Raw genomic sequence first — 17,090 nt, forward strand, 5'->3', positions numbered from 1 at the left:
GGGCCTCACGCGACATCCGGGCGGGGGTGGGTGCTGCCGTCGAGCCGGCCGATCTCCCGCAGCTGCGCGCCCAGCGCGAGCCGGTCGAGCTTGGCGATGGGCAGGGCGGTGAACACCGAGATGCGATTGCGCAGATAGCGGAAGGCGGCGACAAAGGCGGCCTCCTTCTGGATGTCGGAGCCCTCCACCGCGGCCGGGTCCTCGATGCCCCAATGGGCGGTCATGGGCTGGCCCGGCCAGAGCGGGCAGGCTTCGCCGGCGGCGTTGTCGCAGACGGTGAAGACGAAATCCATCACCGGCGCGTCGGGGGCCGCGAACTCCGCCCAGCTCTTGGAGCGGAAGCCCTCGGCGGGATAGTCAAGGGCGGCCAGCACCTTGAGGGCATAGGGGTTCACCTCGCCCTTCGGCTGGCTGCCGGCAGAAAAGGCCCGGAAGCGGCCCGCGCCGTCCTTGTTCAGGATGCTCTCGGCGAGGATCGAGCGGGCGGAATTGCCGGTGCACAGGAACAGCACGTTGAAGACGTGCCCCGTGGTGGCGTCAGGCAGAGTTGCGTCAGGCATGGGTCTCCTCGGCGGGTTCGCAGGCGCAGGACAAGGCGGCGACGGCGGGAGCGCACACCTCGGGGTGGCCCTGGCAGCAGTCGCGCATGAGGAAGGCGATCAGCCCCGAGAGGGTCGGATAGACCGCATTGTAGAGGATGGACCGCCCCTCGCGCCGCGACGCCACCAGCCCCGCCTGCTCCAGATGGCTCAGGTGAAACGACATACGCGAGGACGAGGCCCCATCCATGGCCGCGCCGATGGCTCCGGCGGCGAGGCCCTCCGGCCCCGCTTGCACCAGCAACCGCACGATGCGCAGCCGCGTCTCTTGCGAGAGGGCTGCGAAGGCGGCAAGGGCGTGGGCTTCATCCATTTCAATACCTCAATATAGATTGAGATATTGATCAAAACGGATGGCGTTGGCAAGGGCTTTGTGCGGGAGGTCGTGCTTCAAATTGAAAGGGAGCCCCGCTGCCGCACCGAAGCCGGGTGGTTCCGGCTTCGGACGGGAATGACCAGTGGCGACGCCCTCCTACACGCTGCGCAAGGCGCCGAAGCGCACCGTCGGCTCGGAGCGGATCAGGGCCGGGAAGGCATCGCGGAAGCGGGCGAGGTGGGGCGTTTCCAGATGGGCGTCGAAGGCGGCGCGGTCGTCATAGACCTCAAAGAATACCACGGTGGACGCCCCCTCCAGCACGGTCACCTCGAACTGCTGGCAACCCGGCTCGTCGACTACGGAATGGGCCGCGTCATCGCGCGCGACGGCGAGGAAATCGGCGAGGCGGGCGGGCTCCACATCAAACTCCGCGATCACCACGAAAGGCGCCGGGGTGGTGTTCAACTCGGTCGTACTCATGTCGTCTCCTCGTCTTGCCCCCGGTCGGACCGGAGTCTCTAGTCGAACACCCGCGTCTCCTCCGCCGGGGCGGAGCGGCGGGCGGGGCGGGCGGCGTCGCGGCGGAAGGCGGCGGGCGTCTCGCCGAAGCGCGCCTTGAACGCCCGCCCGAAATGGGAACCATCGGCAAAGCCGAGGTCGGCGGCGATGCGGGCGGCGGAAAACGGCGTGTTGGCCAGCATCCAGCGGGCGTGGCGCAGGCGCAGCGCCAGATAGCTCTCCTGCGGGCTTTCGCCGAGGCGCTCGGCGAACAGCCGCTCCAGCTGGCGCGGGCTCACCGCCAGCGCATCGGCCAGCGCCGCGATGGGCAAGGGCTCGGCGAGGTTCTGCTCCATCAGCAGCAGCGCGCGGGAGACGCGGGCATCCGCGATGCCGCCGTCTCCCGCGCCCGGCCCGGCACCCTGCCCTCCTAAACTCGGCGCCGGCTGGGCGCTGTCCGCCGTGCGCGGGCGGTCGATGAGCAGGATGTTCAGCGCCTTCTGCGCCACCGCCGATCCCAGGTGCTGGGTGACCAGCTGCGCCGCGAGATCCGCCACCCCGGCCCCGCCGGAGCAGGTGATGCGGTCGCCATCCACCACGAACAGCTGGTCGGCCACCGGCACGAGGGTGGGGAATTCCTCCAGGAAGTCGCGGTAGTGATACCAGCTGACGCAGCATTTGCGCTGCGCCATCAGCCCCAGCCGGCACAGCACGAACGAGCCGGTGCACACCCCCACCAGCGGCACGTTCGCCTTGGCCGCGCGCTGGAGCCAGGTGGCCACCGCGGCCGGCAGCGGCGGCATGCCGTGCAGCAGGCCGCCCACCACCACGATGTAGTCGAAATCGCCGGGATCGCCGAGATCGGCGGTGGGCTGGATGTCGATGCCGCAGGACGAGCGCGCCGGACGCCGGCCGGGGCTCATCACCTGCCACGAACAGCCGATGGGACGCGAGCGGTCGCCCTCGTCGGCGGCGAGGCGCAGCACGTCCACGAAGCTCGAAAACGCGGTGAGGGTGAAATTGTGCATGAGCACGAAACCCACCCGCAGCTTGGCGCTCGGGTGCCGGGCGCCCGGCGGCGTTCGGGAGGGCAGCGAATGTCGCATCTGTTCCAGACAAGGGTCGCACCGCGCCGAGATCAATGCGCTTTCGGCGGGCAGTATCGCAGCATCGGCCCCGTCCGGGGGCAGGTCAAGACCGGGCGGGACGGGTGGTGACACAGGCGCCGTCGCCCCCTCCCCCGCTTGCGGGGGAGGGCTGGGGAGGGGGCGGGCCGCGCCACCCACTCCAGCGATGGGCGGGAACACCGCAGCCCCCACCCTGCCCTCCCCCGCAAGCGGGAGAGGGTTCCAGCACCCCACACCCCCAAGGCAGAGGCTACGGATGATCAGCGTGTTCGACCTCTTCAAGATCGGCATCGGCCCGTCCTCGTCGCACACGGTGGGGCCCATGGTGGCGGCGCGGCGGTTTCGCGATGGGCTGCCGCAGGGCACGCGGCGCGTCACGGCGGAGCTGTTCGGCTCGCTGGCGTGGACCGGCAAGGGCCATGGCTCCGACACCGCCATCTGCCTCGGCCTCATGGGCGCGGCGCCCGATACGCTGGACCCGGACGAGGTGCCGGTGCTCACTGCCCGCCTCGCCATCCAGAAATTCATCGAGGTGGGCGCTGTCCGCATCGCCTTCGATGCCGAGCGCGACCTCATCTTCGATTTTGCCACGCTGCTGCCGCTGCACTCCAATGGCATGCGCTTCCGCGCTTTTGGAGAGGACGACGCAATCCTCGAAGAGCGCGTGTTCTATTCCATCGGCGGCGGCTTCGTGGTGGAGGAGGGCGAGGCCCGCGAGGCGCCGGCGCAGGACGTGCCCCACCCCTTCGCCACGGCGGCGGAGCTGCTCTCCGCCTGCGCCCGCGCGCAGCTTTCCATCGCCGACCTGCAAATGGCGAACGAATGCGCATTGCGCCCCCGCGCCGACGTGGAGCGCGGCCTCGATGCCATTCTGGACGCCATGTTCGCCTCCATCGACCGGGGCCTCGCCCGCGACGGCGCCCTGCCCGGCCGGCTACGGGTGAAGCGGCGGGCCAAGGCCATCCACGCCCAGCTTCAGGCCGATCGCCTCGCCAACCAGCGCCCGCCCCACGAGATCATGGACTGGGTTTCGGTGTTCGCCATGGCGGTGAACGAGGAGAATGCCGCCGGCGGGCGCATCGTCACCGCCCCCACCAACGGGGCAGCGGGCATCGTGCCGGCGGTGCTGCGCTATGTGCGCGACATCTGTCCCGACACCACCCACACCCAGCTCCACGCCTTCCTGCTGACGGCGGCGGCGGTAGGCGCGCTCATCAAGCGCAACGCCTCCATCTCCGGCGCCGAGGTGGGCTGCCAGGGCGAGGTGGGCTCGGCCGCCTCCATGGCGGCGGCGGGGCTCGCGGCGGTGCTGGGGGCAAGCCCGGCGCAGATCGAGAACGCCGCCGAGATCGCCATGGAGCATCACCTGGGCATGACCTGCGATCCCATCGGCGGGCTGGTGCAGATCCCCTGCATCGAGCGCAACGCCTTCGGCGCCAACAAGGCCATCGCGGCGGCCTCGCTGGCCCTACGCGGCGACGGCATCCACCACGTCTCCCTCGACCAGGTGATCGAGACCATGCGCCAGACCGGCGCCGACATGCAGTCCAAATACAAGGAAACCTCGCAGGGCGGCCTCGCGGTCAACGTGCCCGAATGCTGAGCCGCCCCGTCCCCCCGTGCCCCGGACCAGCGACGGCGCAGCCGGAGCGCCGATCCGGGGCCCAGGGGAGAAGTCGGCGAAGCCGGCATTACCCGCCACGGCCTCCGCTCACGCCGCCTGCGGCGAACCCTTGCGCTGGACCCCGGCTCTCCTTGCGCTCGCGCTCCAGTCGGCCGGGGCACGAAACCATCCCCCATCCCTTCCAGAAGGACCAACGCCCATGACCCTTCACGTTCCCCCCAGCCAAGACCCCAGCCACGCCGCCGACCCCGCCGTGTTCGACGCCATCCGCGCCGAGTTGAAGCGCCAGCAGGACCAGATCGAGCTGATCGCCTCGGAGAATATCGTGTCCGAGGCGGTGCTGGCCGCGCAGGGGTCAGTGCTCACCAACAAGTATGCCGAGGGCCTGCCGGGCAAGCGCTATTACGGCGGCTGCGAGCATGTGGACGTGGTGGAGGAGATCGCCATCGATCGGGCCAAGCAGTTGTTCGGCGCCGGCTTCGCCAATGTGCAGCCCCACTCGGGCGCGCAGGCCAATGCGGCGGTGCTGATGGCCCTGCTCCAGCCCGGCGACACCCTGCTCGGCATGTCGCTGGCGGCCGGCGGCCACCTCACCCACGGCGCGCCGCCCACCCTGTCGGGCAAGTGGTTCAAGGCCATCGGCTATGGCGTCACGCGCGACACCGCCCTCATCGACTATGACGAGGTGGAGCGCCTGGCCCACGAGCACAAGCCCAAGCTCATCATCGCCGGCGGCTCGTCCTATCCGCGCATCATCGATTTCGCCCGCTTCCGCGCCATCGCCGACGCGGTGGGCGCACACCTCATGGTGGATGCGGCGCACTATGCCGGGCTCATCGTGGCAGGGGCCTATCCCTCGCCCTTCCCCCATGCCCATGTGGTGACGACCACCACCCACAAGACCCTGCGCGGCCCGCGCGGCGGCCTCATCCTCACAAATGACGAGGCGCTGGCGAAGAAGCTGAATTCCGCCGTGTTCCCCGGCCTCCAGGGCGGCCCGCTGATGCATGTGATCGCCGCCAAGGCGGTGGCCTTCGGCGAGGCGCTCACCGACGATTTCCGCACCTATGCGCTCAAGGTGGTCTCCAACGCCCGCGCGCTCGCCGGCCGGCTGTCGGAGCGCGGCGCCGCCATCGTTTCGGGGGGCACCGACAGCCACATGGTGCTGGTGGACCTGCGCCCCTTCGGCGTCACCGGCAAGGCGGCGGAGGCGGCGCTGGAGCGGGCCGGCCTCACCTGCAACAAGAACGGCATTCCGTTCGATCCCGAAAAGCCGTTCGTGACCTCGGGCATTCGCCTCGGCACCCCGGCGGGCACCACGCGCGGCTTCGGCATCGCCGAGTTCGAGCAAGTGGGCGACCTCATCGCCGACGTGCTCACCGGACTTGCCGCCAACGGCGCCGAGGCCAACGGCAAGGCGGAGGTTGCGACCCGCGCCAAGGTGGCCGAGCTGTGCGCCCGCTTCCCGCTCTATGCGGGGATGTGAGGGGGCGGGCCCCTTAGGAGTCGCGGTCATGCCCGGACGAGCGGAACGAAAGCCGGGTCGTCTTGCACCGCCGTCATGCCCGGCCTTGTGCCGGGCATCCACGCGGTACGGCTGGCCGCAAAATGACGAACGGCGTACAGGCGGAGCGGCGTGGATGGCCGGAACCCGCATGTTTGCGGGTTCCGTTCTCAGGGACGGAAGTCGGCAACAGCCGACTTCCGGGTCAAGCCCGGCCATGACGGGTAGTTAGGGGGCTCGCCGCCCGCCTTGCCCGATCCGACTGGCGGCCGCTGGTCCGCAATGAAGCGCCCTACCCACCCCCGTCGCATCCATTCCAGAACCCAGTCGCATTTGAACGAGATCGCCGCCCCGGCCGGGCGCATCCTGCCTGCAGAACAAGGACGTGAGGCCCATGCGCCGCTTTTCCATTTCCTCGCTGCTTACCGAAGCCCTCAACGGCCATCAGGGCTGGGAACGCCAATGGCGCAACCCCACGCCCAAGGCCGCCTATGACGCCATCATCATCGGCGGTGGCGGTCATGGGCTGGGCGCCGCCTATTATCTCGCCAAGGAACACGGCCTCACCAATATCGCGGTGCTGGAAAAGGGCTGGATCGGCGGCGGCAATGCCGGGCGCAACACCACCATCATCCGCTCCAATTATCTGTATGACGAAAGCGCCGCGCTGTTCGAGCACGCGGTGAAGCTGTGGGAAGGTCTTTCCCAGGAGCTGAACTACAACGTCATGTTCTCCCAGCGCGGCGTGCTGATGCTGGCGCACAATGTCCACGACGTGCAGAGCTTCAAGCGCCACGTTTACTCCAACCGGCTCAACGGCATCGACAACGAGTGGATGACGCCGGAGGAAGCCAAGGACTTCTGCCCGCCGCTGAACATCTCCCCCGACATCCGCTATCCGGTGATGGGCGCGGCATTGCAGCGACGCGGCGGCACGGCGCGCCATGACGCGGTGGTGTGGGGCTATGCCCGCGGCGCCGATGCGCTGGGCGTGGACATCATCCAGAATTGCGAGGTCATCGCCATCACCCGCGGCCCGGATGGCGCGGTGACGGGGGTGGAAACCTCGCGCGGCTCCATCAAGACCAAGAAGATCGGCGTCTCGGTGGCCGGCCACACCTCCATGGTGATGGGCATGGCCGGGGTGCGCATGCCGCTGGAAAGCTTCCCGCTGCAGGCGCTGGTGTCGGAGCCGGTGAAGCCGTGCTTTCCCTGCGTGCTCATGTCGAACGCGGTGCACGCCTACATCTCGCAGTCCGACAAGGGCGAACTCGTCATCGGCGCGGGCACCGACCAATATGTGTCCTACAGCCAGCAGGGCGGGCTGCACATCACCACCCACACGCTGGACGCCATCTGCGAGCTGTTCCCGCAATTCACCCGCATGAAGATGCTGCGCTCCTGGGGCGGCATCGTGGACGTGACGCCGGACCGCTCGCCCATCGTCGGCAAGACGCCGGTGAAGGGGCTCTATGTGAATTGCGGCTGGGGTACCGGCGGCTTCAAGGCGACGCCGGGCTCGGCCCATGTGTTCGCCCACACCATCGCCCGCGACGAGCCCCACCCCATCAACGCCCCCTTCACCCTCGACCGCTTCCGCACCGGCCGCCTCATCGACGAGGCAGCGGCGGCGGCGGTGGCGCACTGAGGAATTCAACCATGCTCCTCGTCCCCTGCCCCTATTGCGGACCGCGCCCCGAGGTGGAATTCCACTGCGGCGGCGAGGCCCATATCGCCCGCCCGGCCGACCCCAATGCCCTCGATGATGCCCAGTGGGCCGAGTATCTCTTCGTGCGCACCAGCAACAAGGGCGTGCATGCGGAACGCTGGCTGCATTCCCACGGCTGTGGCCGCTGGTTCAACGCCCTGCGCAACACGGTGAGCGACAGCTTCCTCGCCAGCTACGAGATGGGCCAGCCGAGGCCCGCTCTCCCGACCGAAGGAGGCAAGTGAGATGGCCCAATCCAATCGCCTCCCCTCCGGCGGCCGCATCGACCGCGCGAAGCCGCTGGCCTTCACCTTCAACGGCAAGAGTGTGGACGGCTTTGCCGGCGACACGGTGGCCTCCGCCCTGCTCGCCAACGGCATCCGCCTGGTGGGCCGCTCGTTCAAATATCACCGCCCGCGCGGCATCCTCACCCACGGCTCCGACGAGCCCAACGCGCTGTTGAAGGTGGATCGCGGCCCCGGCCGTGCCGACCCCAACAACCGCGCCACGGTGATCGAGGCGGTGGGCGGGCTGAAGCTCTCCTCGCAGAACCACTGGCCCTCGCTGGAGCACGACATCGGCGCGGTGAACGACCGCCTGTCGCCGGTCCTGGTGGCGGGCTTCTACTACAAGACCTTCATGTGGCCGCGTTCGTTCTGGGACAAGCTCTATGAGCCCAAGATCCGCGCCGCCGCCGGCCTCGGCGTGGCCCCCGACGTTCCGGACGCCGACCGCTACGTGCACCGCAACGCCCATTGCGACGTGCTGGTGGTGGGCGCGGGACCGGCCGGCCTTGCCGCAGCGCTGGCCGCCTCCGAGAATGGCCGCCGCGTGATCCTCGCCGACGAGCAGGCGGAGATGGGCGGCAGCCTGCTGGCGGAGCGCACCGCCACCATCGACGGCGTCTCCGCCGCCCAATGGGTGGCGCACGCGCTGACGACGCTGGCAGGCCGCGCCAACGTGACCCTGCTGCCGCGCACCACGGCGTTCGGCTATTACAACCACAACCACGTGGTGCTCACCGAGCGCGTCACCGACCATCTGGAACGGCCCGACCCCAAACTGCCGCGCGAGCGGCTGTGGCAGGTGCGGCCCGCCGAGGTGGTGATCGCCACCGGCGCCCACGAGCGCCCGCTCTCCTTCGCCGACAATGACCGCCCCGGCATCATGCTGGCGGAAAGCGTGCGCACCTACATCAACCGCTACGGCGTGGCGCCGGGCCGGCGCATCGTGTTCGCCACCAACGGCGCCTCCGCCTATGCCGCGGCGGCGGACGCCAAGGCCGCCGGGCTCGATGTCACCATCGTGGACACGCGGCCGGAAAGCGCCATCGGGCCGGAGAAGGCGCTGGCCGCGGGCATCGAGATCCTCGCCGGCCACACCGTGGTGGGCTCCACCGGCGGCAAGGGGCTCACCGGCCTCATCGTGGCGCCGTTCACCGCCGGCAAGGGCGTAGGCGCGCGGCGCACCCTGCCGTGCGATTGCGCCGGCATCTCCGGCGGCTGGACGCCCTCGGTCCACCTGTTCTCCCAGTCGCGCGGCAAGCTCATCTTCCGCGCGGACATCGACGCCTTCGTCCCCGGCATCTCGGTGCAGAAGGAGCGCTCCGCCGGCGCCTGCAAGGGCACCTACGGCCTTTCCGCCATCCTCGCCGAAGGCTGGGCCGCCGGCAGCGGTGCGGCGGGCGCGGACGGCTCCCGCCTGTTCGCCGCAGCCCCGGCGACCCCCACCGGCTTTGCCCCGGCGCGGGTGCTGCCCACGGACGACGATCCGAAGAAGGTGCGTGCCTTCCTCGACTTCCAGAACGACGTGACGGCCAAGGACATCCGCCTTGCCGTGCGCGAGGGCTTCGAGAGCGTGGAGCATGTGAAGCGCTACACCACCAACGGCATGGCCAGCGACCAGGGCAAGACCTCCAACATGGCGGCCCTCGGCCTGTTGTCGGAGATCCTGGAAAAGCCCATTCCGCAGGTGGGCACCACCACCTTCCGCCCGCCTTATACGCCGGTGACCTTCGGCGCCATCATCGGCTCGGCGCGGGGGCAGTTGTTCGATCCCATCCGCACCGCCCCGCTGCATGAGTGGGCGGTGGAGCACGGCGCGAAGTTCGAGAACGTCTCGCTGTGGCGGCGCGCCTGGTATTTCCCCAAGGCGGGGGAAGACATGCATGCGGCGGTGGCGCGCGAATGCAAGGCGGTGCGCGAAAGCGTCGGCATCTTCGATGCCTCGACGCTGGGCAAGATCGAGGTGAAGGGGCCGGATGCGGCGGAATTCCTCAACCGCATCTATCCCAATGCGTGGCTGAAACTGGAACCGGGCAAGTGCCGCTACGGGCTGATGCTGAAGGAAGACGGCTTCATCTTCGACGATGGCGTGGTCGCCCGCCTGGCCCCGGACCTGTTCCATGTGACCACCACCACCGGCGGCGCGCCCCGCGTGCTGGCCCACATGGAGGATTATCTCCAGACTGAATGGCCGGACCTCAACGTCTTCGCCACCTCCACCACCGAGGAATGGGCGGTGATCGCGCTTCAGGGCCCCAAGGCCCGCGATGTGCTTCAGCCCTTCGTCACCGGCATCGACCTTGCGGGCGAGGCGTTCCCGCACATGGCGGTGCGCGTGGGCGAAATTTGCGGCGTGCCGACCCGGCTCATGCGCGTCTCCTTCACCGGCGAGATGGGCTTCGAGATCAACGTGCCGGCGGACCACGCCCGCGCGGTGTGGGAGGCGCTCTACGATTACGGCCAGCGCTTCGGCATCACGCCCTATGGCACCGAGGCCATGCACGTGCTGCGCGCCGAGCGCGGCTTCATCATCGTCGGGCAGGAAACCGACGGCACGGTGACGCCGGAGGATCTCGGCCTCGGCGGCATGGTCTCCAAGGTGAAGCGCGACTTCGTGGGCAAGCGCTCGCTGGCGCGGCCCGACATGGCGCTGGCCGACCGCAAGCAGCTGGTCGGCCTCGCCTCGCTCGACGGCCGCACGGTGCTGGACGAGGGGGCGCAGATCGTCGCCGATCCAGCTCAGGCGGTGCCGATGACCATGCTGGGGCACGTCACCTCGTCCTATCTCAGCCCCAGCCTTGGCCATCCCATCGCGCTGGCGCTGGTTGCCGGCGGCCGGACGCGCATGGGCGAGACCCTGCACGTCACCACCCCCGCCGGGTTCACCACCGTGAAGGTGACCGCGCCGGTGTTCGTCGATCCAGAAGGCAAAAGGGTGAACGGCGTCCAGACGGAAGGAGCGCTCCATGCTTGATACCCCGAAAGCGGCCCGCCGCACCCCCGTCCTGCCTGTGGGCAAAGGCGGCATCGTCTCCCCCCTGCCCCCGGCCGATCGCTTCGTGCTGCGGCTCAAGGGCTTTTCCGGCACCGCCGGCGGCTTCGACCTGTCGGGCGCCCTCAACACCGCCCACGGCATGGCGGAGCGCTTCGCCGCCCGGCTCGGCCCCGACGAATGGCTGCTGGTGCTGCCCGAAGGCGAAGGCGCTGCCGCCCAGGCGGCGCTGGAGGCCGACCTTGTCGGCCGCTTCTTCTCGCTGGTGGCCGTGGGTCACCGCAATGTGGGCATCGCCGTCACCGGCCCGCACGCTGCGGACGTGCTGAACGCCGGCATCGCGCTGGACCTGTCTGACGCCGCCTTCCCGCAAGGCAGCGCCACCCGCACCCTGCTCGGCAAGGCCGACGTGGTGGTGGTGCGGCTGGGTTCTGGCTTCCGGGTGGAATGCTGGCGCTCGTTCGCGCCCTATGTGTCCGGCTTCCTCACCGAGGTGGCACAGGAATTCGCCTGATCGCGGGGGTTGGGTGAAAAGAAAAGCGCGGGACGGAGGTCATCCGTCCCGCGCTTTTTGTTGTTTCGTCTTCACCGTCGACCGCGCGATCTGCCCCCTCTCCCGCGCCGAAGCCGGATGTTTCCGGCTTCGGCTCTTGGGGAACCGAACTCGGCAATAGCCGAGTTCGGGCGGGGGAGGGTTGGGGTGGGGGCAGCACCGCGCCACAAGTACCGACAGCGGGAATGCGGAAACGCCCTGCCCCCTCCCTGCCCTCCCCCGCAAGCGGGAGAGGGTTCACCGTACGGGGCGGAAACTTTGCGCGGAAACACTCCCCTCACGCCATCTGCGTCGTGCCGGCCATGCTCCCACGCAGGATGAGCAGGCCGCACAGGGCCGCCGTCACCACCAGCGTCAGACCGGACACCGCCGCGATGGACGGCTCCAGCTGATAGGACAGGCTGGAGAAGATCTGGATGGGCGCGGTGGTCTGCCGGCTCGCCAGGAAGTAGGTGACGATGAATTCGTCGAACGAGGTGATGAAGGCGAACACCGCCCCCGCGATCACCCCCGGACGAACCAGCGGCAGCACCACCCGCCACAAGGCCACCGGAAGCGAGGCGCCAAGGCTCATGGCGGCCTGTTCCAGCGAGCGATCCATGGCCTGAAGGCTCGCGCCCACGGTGACGATCACATAGGGCACGCACAAGACCAGATGCGCCACCATGAAGCCCGCGAGCGTATCGTCGAAGCGCAGGGGCAGGAACACCCGGTAGATGGCCATGCCCAGCACCACATGGGGCAGCACCATGGGCGAGACCAGAGCGGTGCGCATGGCCTTGCGCATGCGCATGGGCCCCCGATCGAGCCCGATGGCCGCCGCCGTGCCGATGATGACGGCAAGGGGGGTCACCAGCACGGCGATGAGCAGGCTGGTGGACAGTGCCCGCCGCCAGGTCTCGTCGCCGAAGATGAAGGCGTACCACCGAAGCCCGAAATGCTTCGGTGGGAAGGAGAGATAATCCTCCGCCGTGAACGACTGCACCAGCAGGATGAGCTGGGGCAGGATGAGGAACACCATCACCGTCACGGCGATGGTACCCACGAGGAGGCCGATCCGGTTTTCGCTCATCACAGCTCCCCGCGCATGCGCTCGATGCGCCGCTCGGCGCGGCTGGATGCCACCATCACGATGGCGATGAAGGCGAGAAGCACGATGGCGAAGGCCGCCGCCCGGCTCCAGTCGAACTGGGTGCGCACCAGATCTGTCATCACCATGGGCAGGGTGGTGACGAAGCTGCCGCCCATGATCACCGGGGTCAGGTACACCCCCATGGTGAGCACGAACACGAGGGTGGATCCCGCGATCACCCCCGGCAAAGAGAGCGGCACCGTCACCTTGCGAAACACCGTGAAGCGCGAGGCGCCAAGGCTCGACGCCGCCTGTTCCACCGACGGGTCGATGGCGAGCAGCGAGGAGAACACCGGCAGCACCAGAAAGGCGAGATAGACGTGGGTGACGCCCACCACCACGCCGAAGGTGTTGTAGAGCAGCGGCAACGGCGCATCGATGAGGCCGGCCTGCCGCAGCAGCGTATTCACCATGCCCTCGCGCCCCAGCACCAGGAGCCAGGCCACATTGCGCACGATGACCGAGGTGAGCAGCGGCGACACCACGATGGTGAGCGCCACCAGCCGCAGCACCGGCCCCGCCCGCCGCATGAACAAGGCCAGCGGATAGCCGAACACGAGGCAGGTGAGGGTGACGAAGAAGGCGAGGCGCACCGTGCGCGCGAAGATGGAGAAGGTGACGCCATCGGTGAAGAAGGCGGCATAATTGGCGAGCGACAGCTGGGGCGCGCCGGAGGGGTGCACGCTCTCGCCCACCAGCACGCCGAGCGGCATGAAGAAGACGAGGGCGTACAGCGCCATGGCGGGGGCCAGAAGCCCCCACCATCCGAGCCGGCCGAAACCCTGACGACCGAGGTTTTTCAATGACATCCGCTTGCCCCGAGGGTCCGCGAGGGAGGATGGAAGAGAGGCATCGCTCGCCATGACGAGGGCTCCGCGACCGGCTTTCGCTCAGCTCTGCTTCCAGGCGTCCCAGCGCCGGCGCCAATCGGGCAGATTGTCCACGATCACCTCGAAATCCTCCGGCACGGCGCGCGCCAGTTCCTCGCGGGTGGAGACCACCACGCGCTTGGCGATCTCCGGCGGATAGACCACCTTCTGGTTGGGCGAGGCATAGAACAGCCCCTTGGCCAGCGCCTGCTGCGGGGCGACGGTGCAGGAGAAGTTGATGAAGGCCTTGGCGAGGTCCGGGTTCTTCGCACCGCGCGGAATGCAGAACGGGTCGGCCCGGGTGAAGAAGCCTTCCTTCGGCGAGACGAAATCAATCGGCACGCCCTGGTCCTTCAGCGGATACACGCGGCCGTTCCACACCGGCATGATCCACACCTCGCCGGTACGCAGCAATTGCTCGGCCTGGGCGCCGGTGGTCCAGAGCGTCGCAAGATTCGGGCGCAGCTTGGTGAGGGCGGCGAAGGTGGCGTCGTCCACCGGCAGGGGCTTGCCCTTGGCGACGAGGTTGGCCATCTGCAGCGCCTGGTCGAACAGCGCCTCGTTCAGCGCCGCCTTGCCCTTGTACTGCGGGTCCCACAGGTCGGCCCAGGCGGTGGGGGCGGTCTTGATCTTGTCCGTGTTGTAGGCGAGGCCGTAGCTCCACAATACCAGCTTCGGCCCGTGGGGGGTGATGTAATCGGGATAGAGGTTGGCGTATTCCGGCATATCCTTGGCGTCGATGGTCTGGAACAGGTTGTTCCGCACGCCGAAGACATAATCGGGCATCTGCATGGGGATGACGTCCGCATCGGGGCGGCCGGCATCCACCTGGGCCTTGATCTTCGCCATGGGCGGGGACGAGCCCTGCATGGTCAGCACTTCCACCTTCACGCCGGTGGTCTGGCTGAAGGGGTCGATCCAGTGATCCTTGATCACCTTGCCCAGCAGTCCGTCGAAATTATAGACCACCAGCGTCTCGCCGGCCGCCAGCGAACGGGTGATGACGGACGGCGCCGCGAGCGCCCCGGCGGCGGCCACACCGAACGTCTTCAGCGCGGTGCGGCGAGACATGTTCATCTTGTCGCTCATGTTCCTCAAGTCCTCTGGTCGGATGGAAGGTGCGCCCGGTTTCGGGTCGCTTATTCAGGTATTGTTGAAAAAGACGCCCGCCTCAGGCGGCGGGCTTGACCTCATAGAGACAGAAGTCGTGCCCCTCGGCGGCGCACTGCACCTCACGGGCTTCGAGCTTTTGCGGCGCGCCGGCCTGTTCGCAGACGAATTCCAGCGCCCCCGCCAGCCACGGCGCGAACATGTAGCAGAGCTTGCGGCCCGCATTACGCGTCTCGTCCGTCACGAAGGAGGAGTTGTCGAGGCGGATGGTGGCGGTGCCGGCGACGGGATCGATGGCGAGGATGGAGAACAGGCCCCAGCCGCGCTGCGACAGCCGCTTCATGTAGTGGGCGAACACATCGACGCCTTCGAGGCCGTAGACCTCCGCCTGCTTCCTGCACCACACGTAGGCCGAGAGGTGCCCGGCCGGCGCCAGCGCCGCGTCGAAGGCCTGCGCCCCCAGCGCGCCCTCGATGGCGAAGTGGTTGTTGTTGTAGAAATGCTGGGGCACCAGGATCATGGGCATCTTGTCCACGAACCAGCGCCCCGTCGCCGGGTCCACGTCGATCTCGATCTCGGGCTTGGCCATTTTTTCAGTATTCCCGCGTTGAATGGAAGACGATGTGAGGCTTAAGCGCCCCACACGTCCTTGAGCAGCTGGAGCCAGTTCTGCCCCATCACCTTCTCGATGCGGGCAGTCGACCAGCCGCGGGCTTCCATGGCGGCGGTGAGGTTCGGGAAGTCGCCGATCTCGCGGAAGCCTTCCGGATTGATGACGGCGCCGAAATCCGTGAGCTTGCGGCCGAAGCCCTTGTCGTGGGTGATCCAGTCGAAGAAAGGCTTGCCGTAGCCCTGCGTGAAATCGGTGCCCACGCCCACGATGTCCTCGCCGGCGATGTTGATGATGTACTCCATCGCCTCCACGTAATCGGCGACGGACGCTTCCGGCCCCTTCGCCAGGAAGGGCGGGAACATGGTGACGCCGATGAAGCCGCCCTTGTCGGCGATGAAGCGCAACTGCTCGTCGCTCTTGTTGCGCGGATGGGCCTTCAGCCCCGCCGGCAGGCAGTGGGAATAGGCGACGCGCTTCTTGGATGCCTTGATGGTGTCTTCCGAAGTCTTCGGCCCCACATGGGACAGGTCGCACAGGATGCCGAGGCGGTTCATCTCCGCCACCACGTCGTGGCCGAAGTCGGAGAGGCCGCTGTCGGTGCCCTCGTAGCAGCCGGAGCCCACGTAATTCTGGGTGTTGTACGTCATCTGGATGATGCGCACGCCCAATTCGTGGAACAGTTCGAGATATTCGATGCGGTCCTCGATGCCCGAGGTGTTCTGCCAGCCGAGGATGATGCCGGTCTTGCCCTCGGCCTTCGCCTTCAGGATGTCTTCAGTGGTGTAGACCTGGGAGATGATGTCGGCGTTGGCCGCGAAATCCTTCTTCCACTTGGCGATATTGCGCATGGTCTCGGTGAAGTTGTCCCACACGCAGCAGGTGCAGTTGGCGGCGGTGAGGCCGCCCTTGCGCATGTCCTCGAACACCGCGCGGCCGAAATCGGAGATGATGAGGCCGTCGATGACGACAAGCTGTTCGTGCAGGCTGGACACGGCTTGATCTTCCTTCGTGGGCGAAACGTGCAAATTCACGGCGAAATGCCTTCTTGAGGTGCCGGCCTTACGCCGGCGAATACTGGAAAAGGGAACGGGTGCCCGTTCACACCGGCACGAGAGTTCCGGCCTCGGGCTGCCAGGAGACGCGCACGGCGCGACCGGGGCTGAGCGGCGCGGGGCCGCCCACCGCCGGCGAGGGTCGGCGGGCAATCAGCGTCACGCCCGAGGGCAGGCGCACGCGATAATCGATGACGAGGCCGCGATAGGTGGCGAACTCCACCTCGGCGGACAGGGTGTTGGCGAGCAGCGCCTCGTCGGTGCCGTCGAGGATCACCCGCTCGGGCCGCAGCGCCAGAGCGAGGTCTCCGGAGAGCCCGGCCACCGGCACCGCCACCACCTCGCCGCTCTTGAGGCGGAACCGCCCGACGCTTTCCAGCGTCCCGGCCAACAGGTTGGTCACGCCCATGAATTCGGCGACGAAGTGGGAGGCCGGCCGCTCGAACAGGTCGTCCGGCGCGCCCATCTGCTCGATGCGCCCGGCGCGCATCAGCACCACCCGGTCGGCCACCGAGAGCGCCTCATCCTGATCGTGGGTGACGAAGATGGTGGTGATGCCGAGCTGCTGCTGGATGTTGCGGATCTCCAGCTTCATCTCGTTGCGCAATTGCGCGTCGAGGTTGGAGAGCGGCTCGTCGAGCAGCAGCACGTCCGGCTCGATCACCAACGCGCGGGCAAGCGCCACCCGCTGCTGCTGGCCGCCGGAGAGCTGCTTGGGCAGGCGATCGGCGAGATGGGAAAGCTTCACCCGGTCGAGCGCCGTCTTCACCTTTCGGGCGATGTCGGCCTTGGGCAGCTTGCGCATCTGAAGCCCGAAAGCCACGTTCTCGCCCACGCTCATGTGCGGGAACAGCGCGTAGTTCTGGAAGCCGAAGCCCATGTTGCGCTTGTTGGGCGGCAGCGACGTGAGATCGCGCCCGCCCACCAGGATGCGCCCCTCGGTGACGGGGATGAAGCCGCCCACCATGCGCAGGGTCGTGGTCTTGCCACAGCCGGAGGGGCCGAGCAGCGCCACCAGCTCGCCCTGGCGGATGTTGAGCGAGACATTGTCCACGGCGGTGGTGGCGTCGTAGCGCTTGACGATGGACTGGAGGACGACGTCGGACATT

Annotated in this window: 16 protein-coding genes; 6 read left to right on the forward strand and 10 right to left on the reverse strand. The window is 68.1% G+C overall.

Translation table 11 applies throughout. From position 1 onward, the window contains the following. Positions 1-5: 5 nt before the first annotated feature. The 4 genes from FBQ73_RS21835 to FBQ73_RS21850 form a co-directional block, all read right to left on the reverse strand. Complete coding sequence (locus FBQ73_RS21835) at positions 6-560, reverse strand: arsenate reductase ArsC (RefSeq protein ID WP_138401604.1); 555 nt, start codon at positions 558-560, stop codon at positions 6-8. Beyond that, complete coding sequence (locus tag FBQ73_RS21840; RefSeq protein WP_138401605.1) at positions 553-912, reverse strand: ArsR/SmtB family transcription factor; 360 nt, start codon at positions 910-912, stop codon at positions 553-555. Before FBQ73_RS21840 ends, FBQ73_RS21835 begins: the two co-directional genes overlap by 8 nt. Before the next feature lie 159 nt (positions 913-1,071). Continuing rightward, the gene (locus tag FBQ73_RS21845) at positions 1,072-1,395 is read right to left on the reverse strand and encodes a putative quinol monooxygenase (protein WP_138401606.1); all 324 of its coding nucleotides are present in this window, start codon (positions 1,393-1,395) and stop codon (positions 1,072-1,074) included. A gap of 38 nt (positions 1,396-1,433) precedes the next feature. After that, complete coding sequence (locus FBQ73_RS21850; RefSeq protein WP_138401607.1) at positions 1,434-2,519, reverse strand: GlxA family transcriptional regulator; 1,086 nt, start codon at positions 2,517-2,519, stop codon at positions 1,434-1,436. A 277-nt stretch (positions 2,520-2,796) separates the two neighbouring features. Between FBQ73_RS21850 and FBQ73_RS21855 the strand changes: the two genes are divergently transcribed. The 6 genes from FBQ73_RS21855 (at position 2,797) to FBQ73_RS21880 (ending at position 11,166) form a co-directional block, all read left to right on the forward strand. Then, on the forward strand, positions 2,797-4,143 hold the full coding sequence (locus tag FBQ73_RS21855; RefSeq protein WP_138401608.1) for an L-serine ammonia-lyase: 1,347 nt from the start codon (positions 2,797-2,799) through the stop codon (positions 4,141-4,143). Positions 4,144-4,363: 220 nt separating this feature from the next. After that, complete coding sequence (gene glyA / locus FBQ73_RS21860; protein ID WP_138401609.1) at positions 4,364-5,650, forward strand: serine hydroxymethyltransferase; 1,287 nt, start codon at positions 4,364-4,366, stop codon at positions 5,648-5,650. A gap of 412 nt (positions 5,651-6,062) precedes the next feature. Beyond that, a complete protein-coding gene (locus tag FBQ73_RS21865) occupies positions 6,063-7,316 on the forward strand; it encodes a sarcosine oxidase subunit beta family protein (protein WP_138401610.1) in 1,254 nt (417 codons plus the stop codon). Between the two features lie 11 nt (positions 7,317-7,327). Then, the gene (locus FBQ73_RS21870) at positions 7,328-7,621 is read left to right on the forward strand and encodes a sarcosine oxidase subunit delta (protein ID WP_138401611.1); all 294 of its coding nucleotides are present in this window, start codon (positions 7,328-7,330) and stop codon (positions 7,619-7,621) included. A gap of 1 nt (position 7,622) precedes the next feature. Next, positions 7,623-10,634: a sarcosine oxidase subunit alpha family protein gene (locus FBQ73_RS21875; RefSeq protein WP_138401612.1), complete on the forward strand. Its 3,012-nt coding sequence runs from the start codon at positions 7,623-7,625 to the stop codon at positions 10,632-10,634. After that, positions 10,627-11,166: a sarcosine oxidase subunit gamma gene (locus FBQ73_RS21880; RefSeq protein ID WP_138401613.1), complete on the forward strand. Its 540-nt coding sequence runs from the start codon at positions 10,627-10,629 to the stop codon at positions 11,164-11,166. Before FBQ73_RS21875 ends, FBQ73_RS21880 begins: the two co-directional genes overlap by 8 nt. 316 nt (positions 11,167-11,482) lie before the next feature. Here FBQ73_RS21880 and FBQ73_RS21885 read toward each other — a convergent pair whose 3' ends face one another. The 6 genes from FBQ73_RS21885 to FBQ73_RS21910 form a co-directional block, all read right to left on the reverse strand. Further along, positions 11,483-12,277, reverse strand: a complete 795-nt coding sequence (locus FBQ73_RS21885) for an ABC transporter permease (RefSeq protein ID WP_138401614.1) — start codon at positions 12,275-12,277, stop codon at positions 11,483-11,485. Continuing rightward, entirely contained in the window at positions 12,277-13,146 is an 870-nt protein-coding gene (locus FBQ73_RS21890; RefSeq protein ID WP_170219017.1) for an ABC transporter permease, read from the reverse strand. Before FBQ73_RS21890 ends, FBQ73_RS21885 begins: the two co-directional genes overlap by 1 nt. An 81-nt stretch (positions 13,147-13,227) precedes the next feature. After that, positions 13,228-14,295, reverse strand: coding sequence for an ABC transporter substrate-binding protein (locus FBQ73_RS21895; RefSeq protein ID WP_138401616.1), 1,068 nt, complete (start codon positions 14,293-14,295; stop codon positions 13,228-13,230). A gap of 82 nt (positions 14,296-14,377) precedes the next feature. Then, a complete protein-coding gene (locus tag FBQ73_RS21900; protein ID WP_138401617.1) occupies positions 14,378-14,905 on the reverse strand; it encodes a 4-vinyl reductase in 528 nt (175 codons plus the stop codon). Between the two features lie 41 nt (positions 14,906-14,946). Further along, positions 14,947-15,921 (reverse strand): dipeptidase, encoded by a 975-nt coding sequence (locus FBQ73_RS21905; RefSeq protein ID WP_138401618.1) that lies wholly within the window; start codon positions 15,919-15,921, stop codon positions 14,947-14,949. A gap of 106 nt (positions 15,922-16,027) precedes the next feature. Then, positions 16,028-17,089, reverse strand: a complete 1,062-nt coding sequence (locus FBQ73_RS21910) for an ABC transporter ATP-binding protein (protein ID WP_138401619.1) — start codon at positions 17,087-17,089, stop codon at positions 16,028-16,030. Between the last annotated feature and the right edge of the window lies 1 nt (position 17,090).

Origin of the sequence: Xanthobacter autotrophicus (assembly GCF_005871085.1) — a bacterium.
In the GTDB taxonomy this organism is placed as follows: Bacteria; Pseudomonadota; Alphaproteobacteria; order Rhizobiales; family Xanthobacteraceae; genus Xanthobacter; species Xanthobacter autotrophicus.

What these genes read in the sequence shown, in the direction of transcription:
- FBQ73_RS21835 (WP_138401604.1), bottom strand. Translation starts at nt 560, where the DNA reads ATGCCTGACGCAACTCTGCCTGACGCCACCACGGGGCACGTCTTCAAC.
- FBQ73_RS21840 (WP_138401605.1), bottom strand. Translation starts at nt 912, where the DNA reads ATGGATGAAGCCCACGCCCTTGCCGCCTTCGCAGCCCTCTCGCAAGAG.
- FBQ73_RS21845 (WP_138401606.1), bottom strand. Translation starts at nt 1,395, where the DNA reads ATGAGTACGACCGAGTTGAACACCACCCCGGCGCCTTTCGTGGTGATC.
- FBQ73_RS21850 (WP_138401607.1), bottom strand. Translation starts at nt 2,519, where the DNA reads ATGCGACATTCGCTGCCCTCCCGAACGCCGCCGGGCGCCCGGCACCCG.
- FBQ73_RS21855 (WP_138401608.1), top strand. Translation starts at nt 2,797, where the DNA reads ATGATCAGCGTGTTCGACCTCTTCAAGATCGGCATCGGCCCGTCCTCG.
- glyA (WP_138401609.1), top strand. Translation starts at nt 4,364, where the DNA reads ATGACCCTTCACGTTCCCCCCAGCCAAGACCCCAGCCACGCCGCCGAC.
- FBQ73_RS21865 (WP_138401610.1), top strand. Translation starts at nt 6,063, where the DNA reads ATGCGCCGCTTTTCCATTTCCTCGCTGCTTACCGAAGCCCTCAACGGC.
- FBQ73_RS21870 (WP_138401611.1), top strand. Translation starts at nt 7,328, where the DNA reads ATGCTCCTCGTCCCCTGCCCCTATTGCGGACCGCGCCCCGAGGTGGAA.
- FBQ73_RS21875 (WP_138401612.1), top strand. Translation starts at nt 7,623, where the DNA reads ATGGCCCAATCCAATCGCCTCCCCTCCGGCGGCCGCATCGACCGCGCG.
- FBQ73_RS21880 (WP_138401613.1), top strand. Translation starts at nt 10,627, where the DNA reads ATGCTTGATACCCCGAAAGCGGCCCGCCGCACCCCCGTCCTGCCTGTG.
- FBQ73_RS21885 (WP_138401614.1), bottom strand. Translation starts at nt 12,277, where the DNA reads ATGAGCGAAAACCGGATCGGCCTCCTCGTGGGTACCATCGCCGTGACG.
- FBQ73_RS21890 (WP_170219017.1), bottom strand. Translation starts at nt 13,146, where the DNA reads ATGTCATTGAAAAACCTCGGTCGTCAGGGTTTCGGCCGGCTCGGATGG.
- FBQ73_RS21895 (WP_138401616.1), bottom strand. Translation starts at nt 14,295, where the DNA reads ATGAGCGACAAGATGAACATGTCTCGCCGCACCGCGCTGAAGACGTTC.
- FBQ73_RS21900 (WP_138401617.1), bottom strand. Translation starts at nt 14,905, where the DNA reads ATGGCCAAGCCCGAGATCGAGATCGACGTGGACCCGGCGACGGGGCGC.
- FBQ73_RS21910 (WP_138401619.1), bottom strand. Translation starts at nt 17,089, where the DNA reads ATGTCCGACGTCGTCCTCCAGTCCATCGTCAAGCGCTACGACGCCACC.